The organism is Streptomyces sp. NPDC087428, assembly GCF_044744085.1.
Taxonomy (GTDB): Bacteria; Actinomycetota; Actinomycetes; order Streptomycetales; family Streptomycetaceae; genus Streptomyces.
This window is the reverse complement of record NZ_JBIUXR010000001.1, coordinates 90,040-106,935: the sequence shown is the minus strand read 5'-3', so window position 1 is coordinate 106,935 and position 16,896 is coordinate 90,040. Positions and strand designations below refer to the sequence as shown.

Genomic DNA, 16,896 nt, shown 5'->3' with positions numbered 1-16,896 from the left:
CATGGCCGGAATCGTGCTGTTCAGTCCGCGCGGACCTCGAAGACCGGAACGGTGACCCCGTCGTCGTCCAGGCACGCACCCGTCGCCAGGTCGAAGCGCTGCTTCAGCAGCGGGGAGGCGACGAACGGCCGGCCGCCCTCCGACCCGACCAGGCCGCGCGAGAGGACGTGGGCCCCGGTGAACGGATCGCGGTTGCCGATCGCGTACGTACGTCCCGCACGGTCCAGGAACAGCGCGACCTGCCTGCCGTCCGGGAGCAGCGCCGCGACCCCGCGGCCCGGCGTGAGCAGCGAACGGTCGCAGACCGCGAGCCAGTTGCCACCGGCGGCGAGCCGGACGATGCGGGTGTCCCGCGCGGTCTCCGCCGTCCCGGTCTTCGTCCCTGCCGTCGTCCGGTTCGTCATCAGGAGGTGGTCCCTTCGAGAGTGCGGACGGCGAGGACCGGGCCGGCGAGGACGGCCAGGTCGGGCTTGATCTGGTCGCGTTCCGGGACGAACCTCACCGAGGGGTCGGGTGCGTCGGGTGCGTTGACGAAGGAGACGAAGCGGCGCAGCCGCTCCGGGTCGCCGATGGTCTCGGCCCACTCGTCGCGGTAGCCCCGGACGTGGTCGGCCATCAGCCGCTCCAGTTCGTCGCAGAGCCCGAGCGAGTCGCGCACGACGACGTCCCGCACGTGGTCCAGGCCGCCCTCGATGCGGTCCAGCCAGGTGGAGGTGCGCTCCAGCCGGTCCGCGGTGCGGATGTAGAACATCAGGAACCGGTCGATCAGCCGCACCAGTTCGGCGTCGGACAGATCCTGCGCGAGCAGGTCCGCGTGGCGCGGGGTGGCTCCGCCGTTGCCGCCCACGTACAGGTTCCAGCCGCCGGCGGTGGCGATGATCCCGAAGTCCTTGCCGCGGGCCTCCGCGCACTCCCTGGCGCAGCCCGAGACCGCCGACTTCAGCTTGTGCGGGGAGCGCAGGCCCCGGTAACGCAGCTCCAGGCCGATTGCCATCCTCACCGAGTCCTGGACGCCGTAGCGGCACCAGGTCTGCCCCACACAGGACTTGACCGTCCGCAGCGACTTCCCGTACGCGTGCCCCGACTCGAAGCCCGCGTCGACCAGCCGGGTCCAGATCAGCGGCAGCTGCTCGACGCGGGCGCCGAACATGTCGATGCGCTGGCCGCCGGTGATCTTGGTGTAGAGGCCGAAGTCCCGGGCCACCTCGCCGATCACGATCAGCTTCTCCGGGGTGATCTCACCGCCGGGTACGCGCGGCACGACCGAGTACGAGCCGTTGCGCTGGAGGTTGGCCAGGAAGTGGTCGTTGGTGTCCTGGAGCGCGGCCTGCTCGCCGTCCAGGACATAGCCGCTCGCGCCGACCGTCGGGGCCAGCGAGGCGATGACGGAGCCGACCGCCGGCTTGCAGACCTCGCAGCCGTCACCACCGCGAGCCGCCTCACGGCCGTGCGAGTCGAGCAGCTCGGCGTACGAGGTGATCTCCAGGGCGCGGACGATCTCGTACAGCTCGCCGCGGGTGTACGGGAAACAGCCGCACAGGCCCCTGTCCCGGCTCTGCGGCAGCAGTTGGCCGATCACCCCGACGCAACTGCCGCAGCCGGTACCGGCCTTGGTGCACTTCTTCACCTCGGGCAGCGTGCCGTGCTCGCGGACCGCGCCCTTGGTGACGTTGTGGCAGGAGCAGATCACCGCGTCGTCGGGCAGCGCGGACGGGCCGAGGACGGCCGGGCCGCCCGCACCGGCCGGCAGCACCAGCTGCTCGGGGGCGACCGGCAGGACCGTGCCCGTCATCGGCCGCAGCGTGCCGTACTGGTCGGCGTCCCCGATGAGCACCCCGCCGAGCAGCGTGCCGTCCTGCCCGATCACGAGCTTCTTGTAGATGCCGGAGCGGGCGTCCGCGTACACCACGTCGAGGCAGCCCTCCGAAGCGCCGTGCGCGTCACCGAAGGACGCCACGTCGACCCCGAGCAGCTTCAGCTTCGTCGACATGTCGGCACCGGTGAACGACGCCTCCTCGCCCGCGATCACCCCGGCGGCGGTCTGCGCCATCTCGTAGCCGGGCGCCACCAGCCCGTACACCCGGCCGTCCGGGGCGAGCGCGCACTCGCCGATCGCGAAGACCGCCGGGTCGCGGGTGCGGCACTGCTCGTCCACGACGACGCCGCCGCGCGGGCCGACCGCCAGACCGCAGTCCCGGGCCAGCTGGTCGCGGGGCCGCACCCCGGCCGAGAACACCACCAGGTCCGTGGCGAGCGAGGAGCCGTCGGAGAGCGACATCCCGTTCACCGAGCCGTCCTCGCCCGCGGTCACCTCCTGGGTGCCGACACCCGTGTGCACGGTCAGGCCCAGGTTCTCGACGGTGCGCCGCAGCGCCGCGCCGCCGCCCTCGTCGACCTGCACCGGCATCAGCCGGGGCGCGAACTCCACCACGTGCGTGTCGAGGCCGAGCCCCTTCAGGGCGCCCGCGGCCTCCAGACCGAGCAGCCCGCCGCCGACGACCGCGCCGGTCCGCGCCGTCCCCGCGTACGCCTCGATCGCGAGCAGGTCCTCGATCGTGCGGTAGACGAAGCAGCCCTCGGTGTCCCTGCCGGGGACCGGCGGGACGAACGGGTAGGAGCCGGTGGCCAGCACCAGCGTGTCGTACGCGAAGGTCTCGCCGGAGCGCGCGGTGACCGTGCGCGCCTCCCGGTCCACGGACTCCGCCGGGTCACCGAGGCGCAGCTCGAAGCCGTGCCGCTCCATGAAGCCGGGCTCGACCAGCGACAGGTCGTCCGGGGTGCGCCCGGAGAAGTACGAGGTCAGCCGGACCCGGTCATAGGCGGCGCGGGGCTCCTCGCAGAGTACGACGACCCGGGCGGCGCCGGCCGCGGCGGTCATCCCGCGGTCCGCGAGGGCCTCCAGGAACCGCTGGCCGACCATGCCGTGCCCGACGACCACGAGGGTCGGCACGGCGGCGGGGCCGGAGGAGGGGGCGGCGCTGCTGGAAGGGGACACCGGCATCTCAGAAGCCTCCGTCGTCGGTGAGCAGGTGGAGCAGGTGGAGCAGGCGGAGGCAGGGAGGCCTCGGCCCGGGTACTCATGACGGAAGCGTGTCCGGCGGGTGTTACCCGTCCGGATCCCCGCTGTTTCCCGGGAGGAACCGTGCGCTCAGCGCCGGCGCGACCAGCCTGTGAGGGAGGTCCGTGAGGCCGCTCCGCGGGGGTGGTGGACACGGCCGGCGGCAGCCGGGGAACCTCGGCGGGCTCAGGGTTCGCTCAACTCTTCCGCGACGGCGGCAGGACGGTTGGACGCGGCACGTGCCGTCTCCTTAGGGTCGCGATCATGCCTGACATAACCCTGACCGCCCTCGTCGTGCTGTGCCTCGCCGCGGGAGCGGCCGGCTGGATCGACGCGGTGGTCGGCGGCGGCGGACTGCTTCTGCTGCCCGCACTGCTGCTGGGGCTGCCGCACGTCCCCGCCGCGCACATCCTCGGCACCAACAAGGCGGTCGCCATCGTCGGCACGTCCGGCGCCGCCGTCGCCTACGCGCGCAAGGCGCCGGTGAAGGTCGCCACCGCGCTGCGGATCGGTCTTGCGGCGCTGGCCGGATCGATGACCGGTGCCTTCTTCGCCGCCGGGATCAGCAGCGAGGTGCTGCGCCCGGTGATCATGGTGGTGCTGCTGGCGGTCGCGGGGTTCGTCCTGCTGCGGCCCCGGTTCGGCAGGGCGCCCGAGGACGGCACGGCACCCCGGGTCACCCGGGCCCGCACCGTCACGGCGATCGTCCTGGTGGGCGGCGGCATCGGCCTGTACGACGGGCTGTTCGGACCGGGGACCGGCACCTTCCTGGTGCTGGCGCTGACCGCGGTCCTCCACCTCGATCTGGTGACGGCCTCCGCCAACGCGAAGATCGTCAACGTCTGCACCAATGGCGGCGCGCTGGCGATGTTCGCGTACCAGGGCAACGTGATGTGGCAGCTGGCCGCTCTGATGGCGGTGTTCAACCTGGCGGGCGGCCTGGTCGGGGCGCGGATGGCGCTGAGCAGGGGCAGCGAGTTCGTCCGCGGGGTGCTGCTCGTCGTGGTGTTCTCGCTGGTCGCGAAGCTCGCCTTCGACCAGTGGAACGCGTGAGCGGGTCGGGCCCTTCAGTGAGGTCCCGCCCGGCATCCGCGCACTGACGTCAGCGCACCGAGGTGAGGTGTGCGTACGCCACCACGTTGCCCTCGTAACCCGTCGACGGGGAGAATCCGCCGCCACAGGTGATCAGCCGCAGCGAGGCGTGTTCCGAGGCCCCGTACACCCGCTTGTCGGGGAAGTCCTTGCTGTCGTAGACCTCGATGCCGTCGAGCGCGAAGACGGCGGTGCGGCCGTCCTGCCGGAGCACCTCGACGGTGCTGCCCTTCTTCAGCGTGCCCAGGTTGTAGAAGACGGACGGCCCCTGGGCGTTGTCGACATGGCCGGCGACGATCGCGCTGCCCTTGGCGCCCGGTGGGGTGCCGTCCTTGTACCAGCCGACGATGTCGGTGTTCCCGGCCGGAGGCACGTCGAGGCTGCCGTCCGGCCCGAGCCCGAGCCGCATCATCGGGGCGTCCACCCGGATGCCGGGGATCCGGATGCGGACGGGGGCCGAGGGCCGCAGCGGTTCGGCGACCGGCGATCCCGGCAGCAGTTCCGGTCCGGCGGCGAAGGCCTCCGCGGAGGCCGGGCCCGGCGGGGTCAGCCGGGTGTCCGCGCCGTTCCGGATCAGCCAGACACCGGCCAGCGCCGTGACGACGAGCAGCCAGCCCTTGGCCTTCTGGGACACGGTCGTCCTCCGGGTGACGAAGAGGGATGTGCGGTCCCGTCCCGGTGGCGCTGGGCCACCGGGACGGAAACCAGGCGGTACGGAGAGGTGGAAGTCTCCGTCAGCTGTCGTCCTGCGTGCCGCTCGCCCGGCGACGCAGGAGCCAGGCTCCGCCGACGGCGGTCGCGGCGAGAACGCCGGCGCCCGCCGCGATCTGGGTGGTGTCCGGTCCGACGCTGCCGCCGACACCGGTCCTCACGTGCCCCGTGGGGGCGGTGGGTGCGGCCGAGGAACGGTGGCCGGAGGGGGTCTCGCGGTCCGACGAGCTGTCGTGCGCCGAGGAGTTCTCGCGCGCGGCGGAGCTCTCGTGCCCGGACGGGCTCGGCCGCTCGCCGGAGGTGCCGCGGCCGAGGGCCGCGGGGGAGTCCGGCACGAGGGCGGAACCGGCGGCCTCGGCCTCGTCGAGGCCGGAGGAGCCGTAGTCCGACGCGTCGTCACCCGAGGCGTCATAGCCCGAGGTGTCGTCACCCGAGGCGTCGTCGGCGTCCGCGGGGGAGTCCTTGCCGGAGGCGCCCGGGACCCTGTCCGTGCGGGCGGTGGCGGCGGTGTCCGTGCCGGCGGTGCCGGCCGGGTCCGCGCTGTCCCTGCCCGCGGTGCCGGCGGCCTTCACCTCGATCTCGCCGGTGGCCTCCTTGCCGTTCTCGCAGGCCACGTCGATGCTGTACGGGCCGGGGGCGACGTTGCCCGGTACCCGGAACGAACCGGCCAGGACCTCCTTGAGGGTGGCCGGTGCCAGCGCGAAGCGGGACGCCTCCAGGGAGCTCGCGTCACCGGTCGCGCTGGTGTCGCCCCCGCAGGCCGTGGTGTTCACGGTGACCGTGGTTCCCGGAGCCGCGCTCGCCGGGGTGATCTCCAGCGGGCCCAGTTCGTCCCCGTACGCCGAAGGTGCGGCGGTGCAGAGGCCGAGCGCGGCGGCGGCGAGGGCCGCGGCGGCGGTGCCGGTCACGAGGCGGGCAGGACTGCGCATGGGGGGTTCCTCCGAGCAGGGGGCGCTGGCGGGTGTGTCCTGGCTCCGAGCTAACGGCCGGGCGGCCGCCCACGCCTGCTGACACCAAGTCAGCTGTCACCCGTTCGGACCGGCGCTGCCTCCTTGCCACGCGGTATGCGTGCAGGTCAGGGCGGTGATGGTGGGGGAGGTGCGGCACTCTGTGGCGGCCGGTGCCGATCGGGTGACGACCCTCGAAATAAATGTGTCGCACATCACATGCATGACCTTGTGGTCGAGGGGCACACGCATCACACCCCCCACGGGACGGCGTCTCCTCGCCGCCTCCGGCCGCCGCCCTCATCGGACCCGCCCCCCCTGGGTCCGATGAGGGCGGCTCCGCTTCCGCAGCTCCGCCTCCTAGGACGGAGCGGCGGCGGACCACTCGACGACCGGCGGCCGGACCCGCGCGCAGAGCGGCCGGCCCGTGGCGTCGGAGAGCGGCAGCCGCGCCGTGAGGTGCCCGGAGCGTGCGGCCGCTTCGAGGACGTCCGCCCCGATGTCGGCGAACATCAGCTTGGCCCGGCGGAACATCGAGAAGAGGCCGTTCTCGTCGACCGTGCCCCACGACAGGTAGACGAAGCGCCCGCCGAGCCTGTCCTGCACGTACGGCCCGCTGATCTCGACACCGCCCGCACCGCCCGCACCGCCCGCACCGCCCGCACCGCCCGCACCGCCCGCACCGTCCGCACTGTCCGCGCCGACCGCGGAGACGGTGGCGGAGGCGGCAACGGCGGTGGCGGTGCAGTCCAGCGTCCAGGAGGCGGACGCGGCGTCACCCGGAAACAGCCCGAGGAGTTCGCCCGGCCGGTCCTTGCGCTGCACGCCCACGTGGATGTTCTCGTAGCCGGCGAAGTCGCCGCCGGGCCCGCAGGCGCGGCCGGGCAGGCGTGAGCCCTCGATGTGGATCTGCATGCGCGACTGCGGGCCTTCGGTGGGGATCTCCATGTGCCCCATGGTCCCCTCTCGGGGCCACGCCCCCGACCGGCCGGGCACCGAGGCGTGCCCCGCCCCTCCGGCCGGCCCGTGCGCAGAGACGGCTCCCGCCCACCCGGGGCCGGAGGTCTCAGACGGTGTCCCAGGGCGCCTTCCCGTAGGCCGCGTCCAGCCGCTTCATCAGCTCCTCGTCCACCGTGAACGCGGTGTCATCGATCCGCCGGACCGGCGCGATGCCCTGCGAGTTGGTGACGAACGCCGACCGGTAGGCCCCCAGCCCGTCCAGCGTCACCGGGCTCCGCCGCGACCGGACCCCCGCGCCGGGAAGCTCCTGCTCCAGCAGCGCCATGGTGGTACCGAGCAGCGCGGGCGCCTGTGGCCAGACGACCGATTCGCCGTCCCAGAAACCGATGTTGGTGAACGACCCCTCGGTCACCGAGCCGTCCGGCAGGGTCAGCACCGCATCGTCGAAGCCCGCGCGGGAGGCGAGATTCCCGTAGTACGTCTGGCCGAACTCGCCGGGACGCTTGAGGTGCGGCACGGCACGGGCGTACGGGACGGACATCATGCTCTTCGGCTCGGTGGACATCCGCGCCGGGGCGCGCACCGTGACCATGACGGTCGTCCCGGTGGCCCCCGGCGGCAGGAAGCCGTGCACCCGCACCGAGCCGTCGACGGCCCCCGCGCCCTGGAGCGCGTGCCGGATCAGCTCGCGCACCCGGCCGCCGTCCAGCGGGAGTTCGAAGATCGCCCGGTTCGCACCGTCCAGCCGGTCCAGGTGCAGCCCGAGTCCGCGCACCCGGCTCTCCCTGACCTGCATGGCCGTGAAATGGCCGTAGTTGAAGAAGGCGGCTGTCCGCAGGTCGTCCTCGGTGGCCGGATGTCCGTCGAACTCGGCGTACGGGACCGGTGCGGCTGCTGGCGTCGTCATGCGTACCACCGTATGCCGACACGCGCGGCGGAGGGGCGGTTGCCCGGCGCTTGACCTCAACCGTGGTTGAGGCGTGAGCCTCTTCGTATGGACCTCAACACCGCTGACTCCACAGCCACAGCCACCGCACCCACTTCCGCCACCGCACCCACTTCCGCCACCGCCACCTCGTCCGGCGACGCCCCTCTGAAGGTCGCGGTCATTCTCGCCAGCAATCGCGAGGGCCGCTTCGCCCCCGTCGTCGCCGACTGGTTCCTCTCCCGCAGCGACGGCCACCCCGCCGTCGTGACCGACCTGGTCGATGTCGCCGGACTCGACCTCCCGACCGTGCACTCGTACCGCCCCGCGCCCGAGGCGGCGGACCGGCTGGCCGAGGCCGCGGGCCGGCTGGCGGCGGCCGACGCCTTCGTCGTCATCACGCCCGAGTACAACCACTCCTACCCGGCGCCGCTCAAGAACCTCATCGACTGGCACCACGCCGAATGGCAGGCCAAACCCGTCGCCTTCGTCTCCTACGGCGGGGTCTCCGGCGGGCTGCGCGCGGTCGAGCACCTGCGGCAGGTCTTCGCCGAACTGCACGCCGTCTCGATCCGCGACACCGTCTCCTTCCACAACGCCGGCGCGCTCTTCGACGACGAGGGCAGGCACCGGGACCCGGCCGGTGCCGACGCCGCCGCGAAGTCGCTGCTCGACCAGCTGGTGTGGTGGGGCCGGGCGCTGCGGGACGCGAAGGAGGTGCGGCCGTACGGTGGTTGACCTGGCGGCAGCGGGTCCGGCCCCACCACACCAACTGGTCGAGCAGCGCCGGCTACCTCGGCCGGGTGGCGGCGGAGACCGCACAGGTCACCTCGGGAGGGAGCCCGGGGCCCCGGCTCCCGTGAGGAGGCGGGCTCACCGTCCCTCCGCCGCGAGGGCCGATTCCACACCGGGCTCCCGGGGGCCCAGGAAGTGCGGGTCGGGCCTGAACAGCGCCTCCAGGGCCGCCTTCCCCGACGCGGCGAGCTCCCGCGTCCCGCCGTAGTACCAGGTCGCATCGTGTGTGGCGTCGACCCCGACGCCGTACGCGTCGATCCCCGCCGCACGGCACAGGGCGATAGCCCGCCGGATGTGGAAGCCCTGGGTCACCAGCACGGCCTGCTCCACCCCGAAGATCTTCCTGGCCCGCACGCACGAGTCCCAGGTGTCGAAGCCGGCGTAGTCGCTGACGATCCTGCTGTCCGGCACCCCGTGCTCGACCAGGAACGTGCGCATCGCGTCCGGTTCGTCGTACTCCGCCCGGCTGTTGTCACCGGTCACCAGCACGACCTTCACCTTCTCGGCCCGGTACAGCCCGGCCGCCGCCCGCAGCCGGTTCGCGAGATACGGGGACGGCTTCCCGTCCCACAGCCCCGCGCCGAACACCACGGCGACCTGCCGCGCGGGCACGTCCGCCGCCGTCCTGACCCGGGCGTCGGCCACCGAGTGCATCCAGGTGGCGGGGGCCAGGCCCAGCACACAGGCGACCATCACCCCCTGCACGGCCCGGCGCCGCCCCGGCCGGGTCCGTGGCAGCCGGGGCCGCAGCCGGGCCGCCGTTCTCCTCAGCCGGCCCCGGCCCACCCCTGCACCCCGTCGCTTCAGCCGCATGAGAGCGCCCTCGTTCCTGTCTTTGTCCTGTGCCGTACCGGACTGTCCCCCTATGACTTGACGTCAGGACGGCCCAAAGGGTTCTGCGTGATCGCCACCGCCCGCCCGGATCCGCCGGCCGGTGCGCGGCCGCCGCCGTCCGACAGCGCCCGGGGCCGTGCGGTGAGGCCGCGGCAAACACCCGTGACCGCCCCGCAACGACGCGGCAACCTGCATCCGGCACCATCGGTTCATGACGGAGCCGGCACCGGAACACCCTCAGGAGTCCCCGCCCCTCGACACCACCGCCCAACTGCTGACCCGCATCACCGCGCAGCTCGGGTCCCAGCTCGGCCACGTCTCACCGAACGGAACCCGACGGCCCGTGCACCGCACCCGGCACCAGCCCGCCCCGGGCCACGCGAGCCCCCTGGCCCCCGCCGCCTCCGTCCCGGCCCCCGCCCTGGTCGCCGTCGCGCACGGCAGCCGGGACCCGCGGGCGCTGCGCACGGTGACGGAACTGCTCGGCCGGGTGCGGGAGCTGCGGCCGGGGCTCGACGTCCGGCTCGGCCACATCGAGCTGAACGCACCCCTCCTGCCGGCGGCCCTGGACGCCCTGGGCAACGGCGACGCGGTCCTGGTGCCGCTGCTGCTGGGCCGCGGCCACCACGTCAAGCGGGACATCCCCGAGGCCGCCGCCGGCGCCCCCGCTCTGCGCACCCGGACCGCCGCGCCGCTGGGACCGCACCCGTTGCTGGTCGAGGCGCTCCACGGCCGGCTCGCCGAGGCCGGCTGGCAGCCCGCGGACGACGGGAACCGCGACAGCGCCGTGGTCCTCGCCGCCGCCGGTTCGCGCGACCCCGAATCGGCCGCCGACACCCGCCGCACCGCGCACCTGCTCAGTGAACGGCTCGGCGGGGTGCCCGTCGTTCCCGCCTATGCCTCCGCCGCGACGCCCACCGTCCGGGCCGCCCTGCGCGCGCTGGCCGCCCGCGGCCGCCGACGGGTCGCCGTCGCCTCGTACTTCACCGCCCCCGGACGCTTCGCCTCGGCCGCTGCCCAGGCCGCGCCGTGGATCGCCGCGGCCCCGCTCGGCGCGCACCCGGCGATGGCCCGGCTGCTGCTGCACCGCTACGACCAGGCACGGACGACCGGTGCCCCGGCACACGAAAATCGGATGAACGCACATTTCCTGGCGTCCGCCTGAGCCCTCCTGTCACCCCGGCCGATTACTGTCGACCTCATGGAAGGCACGCACGGCACGCACGGCACGCACGGCACGCACGGCACGCACGGTACGCACCACACGCAGGAATCGGACACGGCTCCCTACGGCGCCGCCGACGCCGAGCGCTGGGACACCGAACCGGACAAACGGCCCGGCCGCACCGCCTTCCAGCGCGACCGCGCCCGCGTGCTCCACTCCGCCGCGCTGCGCCGGCTCGCCGGGAAGACCCAGGTGGTCACCCCCGGCACCCGCAGCTACGCCTGGGACGCCAGCCCCCGGACCCGGCTCACCCACTCCCTGGAATGCGCCCAGGTCGGCCGGGAGCTCGGCGCCGCGCTCGGCTGCGACCCCGACCTGGTCGAGACGGCCTGCCTCTCCCACGACATGGGACACCCGCCCTTCGGCCACAACGGCGAGCAGGCGCTCAACGACTTCGCCTCGGACTGCGGCGGCTTCGAGGGGAACGCCCAGTCGCTGCGCCTGCTGACCCGGCTCGAACCGAAGCGGTTCGTCCCCGACCCCCGTACCGGCGAGCTGGTCAGCGTCGGACTCAACCTGACCCGCGCCGCGCTCGACGCCGCCACCAAGTACCCCTGGCCCCGGGGCGCACACCCCACCGACCCCGGCTCACCGAAGTTCGGGGTCTACGAGGACGACCTGCCGGTCTTCGACTGGTTCCGCGAGGGCGCCCCGCAGGACCGCAAGTGCTTCGAGGCCCAGGTGATGGACTGGTCCGACGACGTGGCGTACTCCGTCCACGACTTCGAGGACGGGCTGCACGCCGGGCACATCGACCCCAACTGCCTGGACGCCGAACCGGAGCGGCAGGAGATCTGGCAGGTCGCCATCGGACGGTACGTCCCGGCGGACACCGACCCCCAGGAGCTGTCCGAGGCCCTGGACCGGCTCATCGGCCAGGACTGGTGGCCGCACGGCTACGACGGCTCCGCCGTCGCCCAGGCCCGGCTGAAGGACGCCACGAGCCAGCTGATCGGCCGGTTCTGCCTCGCCGCGGAGAGCGGCACCCGCCTGGCGTACGGCACCGGCCGCCTCGGCAGGTACGGCGCCGAGCTCGTCGTACCCCGCGAGGCGCGCAACGAATGCGCGGTGCTCAAGGCGGTCGCCGACCGCTACGTCATGCAGCGCGCCGAACAGGAGGCGATCCGCGCCGAGCAGCGGATCGTCATCGCCGAGCTGGCCGCGGCGCTCACCGCCCGCGCGCCCGAGGGCCTTGAGCCGCAGCTGCGGGCGCTCTACGAGGCCGCGCCCGACGACCGGTCCCGCAAGCGCGTCCTGGTCGACCAGATCGCCGCCCTGACCGACGCGTCGGCCCGCACCCTGCACCACTCGCTCACCACGCCCGGCCGATGACCCCGCACCGGACCCCTCCCACGCGGTTCCCGCTCCGGCGAAGACCGGCCCGGCCCGCACCGGAGGTCACCCCGTACGGGTCCCGCCCGCGCATGTCCCGCCGCGGTGGGGCGCGGCGGGGCCGTCCGGCCATGTGACAGGTGGTGTGCTGGGTACGCGTACCGCGTCGCCCCGCCGCGTACCTGCCACCCTGGTCCCCGTGGTGCGGCACCGGTCCGCGGACCGGCCCATGACCACGGGGTGTGACCTGATCGGGTCACACCCTCTTTCGCCATCACGCTGCGTGCGGGACGCTCGCAGTTGGCGCCGCGCAGCAAGCACCGAGGAGGCATCAAGTGGTCGACGCACATCGGACGTTCGTCATTGTCGGCGGAGGACTGGCCGGAGCGAAGGCGGCGGAGACGCTCCGCTCCGCGGGTTTCAGCGGCCGGGTCATCCTGATCGGCGATGAGCGCGACCATCCCTACGAACGCCCACCGCTCTCCAAGGGGTACCTGGCCGGAAAGGAGGAACGCGACAGCGTCTTCGTCCACGAGACGGCCTGGTACGCGGGGGCCGACATCGAGCTCCACCTCGGCCAGCCCGTCACCGTGCTGAACCGCGACGCCCGCTCCGTGGAGCTCGGCGACGGCACCGTCATCCACTACGACAAGCTGCTGCTGGCCACCGGCGCGGAGCCGCGCCGCCTCGACATCCCCGGTACCGGCCTGGCGGGCGTCCACCACCTGCGCCGCCTCGCCCACTCCGACCGGCTGCGCAACGTCCTGGCCGCGCTCGGCCGCGACAACGGCCATCTGGTGATCGCCGGAGCCGGCTGGATCGGCCTGGAGGTCGCGGCGGCGGCCCGCGGATACGGCGCGGAGGTCACCGTCGTCGAACCGGAGGCGACCCCGCTGCACCGGGTCATCGGCCCCGAGCTGGGCCAGCTCTTCACCGATCTGCACAGTGACCACGGCGTCCGCTTCCACTTCGGCGGCCGGCTCACCGAGATCGTCGGCCAGGACGGCATGGTGCTCGCGGTCCGCACCGACGACGGCGAGGAGCACCCCGCCCACGACGTCCTCGCCGCGATCGGGGCCGCCCCGCGCTCCGCCCTCGCCGAGGCGGCGGGCCTCGACATCGCACCGCGCGCCCAGGGCGGCGGCATCGCCGTGGACGCCTCCCTGCGCACCAGCGACCCGCACATCTACGCCGCCGGTGACGTCGCCAACGTGGCCCATCCGCTGCTCGGCACCCGGCTGCGGGTGGAGCACTGGGCCAACGCGCTGAACGGCGGCCCGGCGGCGGCCCGCGCCATGCTCGGCCAGGACGTCTCCTACGACCGGGTGCCGTACTTCTTCTCCGACCAGTACGACCTCGGCCTGGAGTACTCGGGCTGGGCACCGCCCGGCAGCTACGACCAGGTGGTGATCCGCGGCGACGCGGGCAAGCGCGAGTTCATCGCGTTCTGGCTGAAGGACGGCAGGGTGCTCGCCGGGATGAACGTGAACGTGTGGGACGTCACCGACACCGTGCAGGAACTGATCAAGGCCGGCCGGCCGGTCGACCCGGACGCGCTGGCCGACCCCTCCGTGCCGCTGGATTCACTGATCTGAGCGGTCCGGAGCGCCCCGTGCCGGAGCCCGCCGGGCCCCGGCACGGGCGGACCCGGGCACCGCGGGCGGCCCGCGTCACACCCCGCCCGCGCCATGGCTGTCACCGCCCACCCGTAGACTTCACCCGTGGCAGGCAGGATCAATGACGACGACGTGAAGGCGGTCCGGGACGCGGTCCCGATCGACGCCGTCGTTTCCGAGTACCTCCAGCTGCGCAACGCGGGCGGTGGGAACCTCAAGGGCCTGTGCCCCTTCCACGACGAGAAGTCCCCCTCCTTCCAGGTCAGTCCGAGCAAGGGTCTCTTCCACTGCTTCGGCTGCCAGGAAGGCGGCGACACGATCGCCTTCGTGATGAAGATCGACCACCTCCAGTTCTCCGAGGTGGTCGAGCGGCTCGCCGCCCAGGCCGGCATCACCCTGCGGTACGAGGAGGGCGGGTACAACCCCTCCCACCAGCGCGGTGAGCGGATCAGGCTGGTCGAGGCGCACAAGGCGGCCGCCCAGTTCTACGTCGAGCAGCTGGACGGCCCCGAGGCGGAGATCGGCCGCAGGTTCCTCGCCGAGCGCGGCTTCGACCAGGCCGCCGCCGCCCACTTCGGCGTCGGCTACAGCCCGGCCGGCTGGGACCACCTCACCCGCTATCTGCGCGGCAAGGGCTTCAGCGACAAGGAGCTGATCGCCTCCGGCATCTCCCAGGACGGCAGGCGCGGCCCCATCGACCGCTTCCGCGGCCGGCTGATGTGGCCGATCAGCGACACCGCGGGCGACATCGTCGGCTTCGGCGCCCGCAAACTGCGCGACGACGACAACGGCCCGAAGTACCTCAACACCCCCGAGACCGCGATCTACAAGAAGTCCCAGGTGCTGTACGGCATCGACCTGGCCAAGAAGGACATCGCGAAGGCCAGCCGGGCCGTCGTCGTCGAGGGCTACACCGACGTGATGGCCTGCCACCTCGCCGGGATCACCACCGCCATCGCCACCTGCGGCACCGCGTTCGGCGGCGACCACATCAAGATCCTGCGCCGGCTCCTGATGGACAACGGCAGCGCCCGGGTGATCTTCACCTTCGACGGTGACGCGGCCGGCCAGAAGGCCGCCCTGCGCGCCTTCGAGGACGACCAGAAGTTCGCCGCCGAGACCTACATCGCGATCGCCCCGGACAACATGGACCCGTGCGATCTGCGGCTCGCCAAGGGCGACGAGGCCGTCCGCGACCTGGTCGAACCCCGCACCCCGCTCTTCGAGTTCGCCCTCCGCCAGATCGTCGGCCGCTACGACCTGGAGACCCCGGCGGGCCGCGCCGCCGCGCTCGACGAGGCCGCCCCCGTCGTCGCCAAGATCAAGACAGGCAGCGTGCAGCGCGAGGTCGCCGTCCAGCTGGCCGGCTTCGTCGGCATCCTGGACCAGGAGTACGTCGTGCACCGGGTCAACCAGCTCGCCCAGTGGGCCCGCGGCCGGGGCGGCGACCAGCGAGGACCCGCGCGCTCCTCCTCCCGCTCCGGCGCCCCGCACCAGCAGGCCCAGCCCTCCGCCGCACCCTCACGCCCCTCCGGACCCGCGCTCAACCTCCGCAGCCCGGCCCACCGCACCGAGCGCGAGCTGCTCAAGCTCGCCCTGCAGAAGCCCGCCCTGGTCTCCCCGGCCTTCGACGCCTACGGGACGGACGAGTTCACCGCCCCGCCCTACGCGGCCGTCCGCGAGTGCATCGCGGAGGTCGGCGGCGCCGAGCTGGGTGTCGCGGAGACCCGCGAATACCTCGTCCAGGTGCTCGACGCGACCCCCAACGAGACCGTGCGCAAGCTGGTCACCGAGCTGGCGGTCGAGGTCTTCCGCGGCAAGTCCATCGACGAGGCCTACGCGGGCGAGCAGCTCGTCCAGGTCCGGCTGCGCGCCGTCGACCGCCGGATCAACGACGTCCAGGGCAGCCTCGCCCGGCTCGGCAGCAACGTCGCCCCCGACCACCTGGCCGCCGCGCAGAACGAGGTCTGGGTCCTCCAGCAGTACGCCCAGTCCCTGCGCGGCAACGGAGCCGACGCGCTCTGAGGCCCCCGGACCGCCCCCGGTGACCGTCCGGTCACCGGGCGGACTCAGAAAGTCCCCGCACGCCCCTCGTGGCAGCTGTGTGTCGTACCCCACACTGGGTGGCGGTGCCTGAGTCATCGGAGCGCGGCCGGCCCACCGAACGGTGGTCCTCCATCCCCGCGGTCCGGCAGCGATCACCTGGAGGTCGCCCCCGTGCAGACCCGGACCGTGACCACGACCGAGCATGTCTCGGCGATCCCCGCGCAGCACCGGGCCGTACGTCATCCGGAGGCCGCGGCGGACCCGCCGCCGCACGTGCCCGAACCGCGGCAACGGCCCGGGGAATCTCCGGACCCGCAGGACACCCCCGACCCGCCCGAGGGGGTCATGGAGGAGTCGACGGAGCTGCCCGAGGCCCCGGCGCGGCGCGGACGGCCGGACACGAGCGGGCCGTCGTCCGATCTGTTCCGGCAGTACCTGCGGGAGATCGGCCGCATCCCGCTGCTCACCGCCGCCGACGAGGTGGAGCTCGCCCGCAGCGTCGAGGCTGGCCTGTTCGCCGAGGAGCGCCTCGCCCGCACCCCGGACCCCGACACCCGGCTCGCCGTCGATCTGGACCGCCTCGTCGTCATGGGCCGGATGGCCAAACGCCGCCTCATCGAGGCCAACCTGCGCCTGGTCGTCTCCGTGGCCAAACGCTACATCGGCCGCGGACTGACCATGCTCGACCTGGTCCAGGAGGGAAACCTCGGACTGATCCGGGCGGTCGAGAAGTTCGACTACGCCCGCGGCTACAAGTTCTCGACGTACGCGACCTGGTGGATCCGCCAGGCCATGTCCCGCGCACTGGCCGACCAGGCGCGGACCATACGGGTCCCGGTCCACGTCGTCGAACTGATCAACCGCGTCGTGCGGGTCCAGCGCCGGATGCTCCAGGAACGCGGCTACGAGCCGACTCCCGAGGAGGTCGCCGCCCAGCTCGACCTGACCCCGGAGCGGGTGGGCGAGGTGCTGCGCCTCGCCCAGGAACCCGTGTCGCTGCACGCCCCGGTCGGCGAGGAGGACGACGTCTCCCTCGGTGATCTGATCGAGGACGGGGACGCCGCCTCCCCGGTCGAGTCCGCGGCCTTCCTGCTGCTGCGCGAGCACCTGGAGGTGGTGCTCTCCACGCTCAACGAGCGCGAGCGCAAGGTGGTCCAGCTGCGGTACGGGCTGGCCGACGGGCGGCCCCGCACGCTGGAGGAGATCGGCCGGATCTTCGGCGTGACCCGTGAGCGCATCCGCCAGATCGAGTCCAAGACCCTCAACAAACTGCGGGACCACGCCTTCGCCGACCAGCTCCGCGGCTACCTCGACTGAGTACGCGTATCCGCGCACGCGCCGGGGCAGCCGCGGGG

General features: G+C 73.2%; 14 protein-coding genes. 7 read left to right on the top strand and 7 right to left on the bottom strand.

The window, feature by feature from the left end:
• Positions 1–20 precede the first annotated feature (20 nt).
• Positions 21–404, bottom strand: a complete 384-nt coding sequence (gene nirD / locus ACIO3R_RS00490; protein WP_402101865.1) for a nitrite reductase small subunit NirD — start codon at positions 402–404, stop codon at positions 21–23.
• Positions 404–3,001 carry a nitrite reductase large subunit NirB gene (gene nirB / locus ACIO3R_RS00485; protein ID WP_402101863.1) on the bottom strand — a complete coding sequence of 866 codons (2,598 nt, stop codon included), beginning with the start codon at positions 2,999–3,001 and terminating at the stop codon, positions 404–406. Before nirB ends, nirD begins: the two co-directional genes overlap by 1 nt.
• 321 nt (positions 3,002–3,322) lie before the next feature.
• Here nirB and ACIO3R_RS00480 point away from each other — a divergent pair, with 321 nt between their 5' ends.
• On the top strand, positions 3,323–4,111 hold the full coding sequence (locus ACIO3R_RS00480; protein ID WP_402101861.1) for a sulfite exporter TauE/SafE family protein: 789 nt from the start codon (positions 3,323–3,325) through the stop codon (positions 4,109–4,111).
• Positions 4,112–4,160: 49 nt separating this feature from the next.
• Here ACIO3R_RS00480 and ACIO3R_RS00475 read toward each other — a convergent pair whose 3' ends face one another.
• From ACIO3R_RS00475 to ACIO3R_RS00460, 4 genes are all read right to left on the bottom strand, one after another.
• Complete coding sequence (locus ACIO3R_RS00475) at positions 4,161–4,784, bottom strand: class F sortase (protein WP_402101859.1); 624 nt, start codon at positions 4,782–4,784, stop codon at positions 4,161–4,163.
• Positions 4,785–4,884: 100 nt separating this feature from the next.
• Complete coding sequence (locus ACIO3R_RS00470) at positions 4,885–5,790, bottom strand: hypothetical protein (protein ID WP_402101857.1); 906 nt, start codon at positions 5,788–5,790, stop codon at positions 4,885–4,887.
• A gap of 378 nt (positions 5,791–6,168) precedes the next feature.
• Complete coding sequence (locus ACIO3R_RS00465) at positions 6,169–6,723, bottom strand: DUF5990 family protein (RefSeq protein WP_402102918.1); 555 nt, start codon at positions 6,721–6,723, stop codon at positions 6,169–6,171.
• 151 nt (positions 6,724–6,874) lie between these two features.
• Complete coding sequence (locus ACIO3R_RS00460) at positions 6,875–7,675, bottom strand: aminotransferase class IV family protein (protein WP_385027409.1); 801 nt, start codon at positions 7,673–7,675, stop codon at positions 6,875–6,877.
• A gap of 87 nt (positions 7,676–7,762) precedes the next feature.
• Between ACIO3R_RS00460 and ACIO3R_RS00455 the strand changes: the two genes are divergently transcribed.
• Positions 7,763–8,431 carry an NADPH-dependent FMN reductase gene (locus tag ACIO3R_RS00455; RefSeq protein WP_402101855.1) on the top strand — a complete coding sequence of 223 codons (669 nt, stop codon included), beginning with the start codon at positions 7,763–7,765 and terminating at the stop codon, positions 8,429–8,431.
• Between the two features lie 135 nt (positions 8,432–8,566).
• Here ACIO3R_RS00455 and ACIO3R_RS00450 read toward each other — a convergent pair whose 3' ends face one another.
• Positions 8,567–9,301 carry a vancomycin high temperature exclusion protein gene (locus ACIO3R_RS00450; RefSeq protein WP_385027415.1) on the bottom strand — a complete coding sequence of 245 codons (735 nt, stop codon included), beginning with the start codon at positions 9,299–9,301 and terminating at the stop codon, positions 8,567–8,569.
• Between the two features lie 232 nt (positions 9,302–9,533).
• On the opposite strand from ACIO3R_RS00450, the gene ACIO3R_RS00445 reads away from it, so the two are divergent.
• From ACIO3R_RS00445 to ACIO3R_RS00425, 5 genes are all read left to right on the top strand, one after another.
• Positions 9,534–10,487, top strand: a complete 954-nt coding sequence (locus ACIO3R_RS00445; RefSeq protein ID WP_402101853.1) for a sirohydrochlorin chelatase — start codon at positions 9,534–9,536, stop codon at positions 10,485–10,487.
• Between the two features lie 36 nt (positions 10,488–10,523).
• Positions 10,524–11,879, top strand: coding sequence for a deoxyguanosinetriphosphate triphosphohydrolase (locus tag ACIO3R_RS00440; RefSeq protein WP_402101851.1), 1,356 nt, complete (start codon positions 10,524–10,526; stop codon positions 11,877–11,879).
• A gap of 335 nt (positions 11,880–12,214) precedes the next feature.
• Positions 12,215–13,474, top strand: coding sequence for an NAD(P)/FAD-dependent oxidoreductase (locus ACIO3R_RS00435; protein ID WP_385027424.1), 1,260 nt, complete (start codon positions 12,215–12,217; stop codon positions 13,472–13,474).
• A 126-nt stretch (positions 13,475–13,600) separates the two neighbouring features.
• On the top strand, positions 13,601–15,520 hold the full coding sequence (gene dnaG, locus ACIO3R_RS00430) for a DNA primase (RefSeq protein WP_402101849.1): 1,920 nt from the start codon (positions 13,601–13,603) through the stop codon (positions 15,518–15,520).
• A gap of 192 nt (positions 15,521–15,712) precedes the next feature.
• Entirely contained in the window at positions 15,713–16,858 is a 1,146-nt protein-coding gene (locus tag ACIO3R_RS00425; RefSeq protein WP_385027430.1) for an RNA polymerase sigma factor, read from the top strand.
• Positions 16,859–16,896 lie beyond the last annotated feature (38 nt).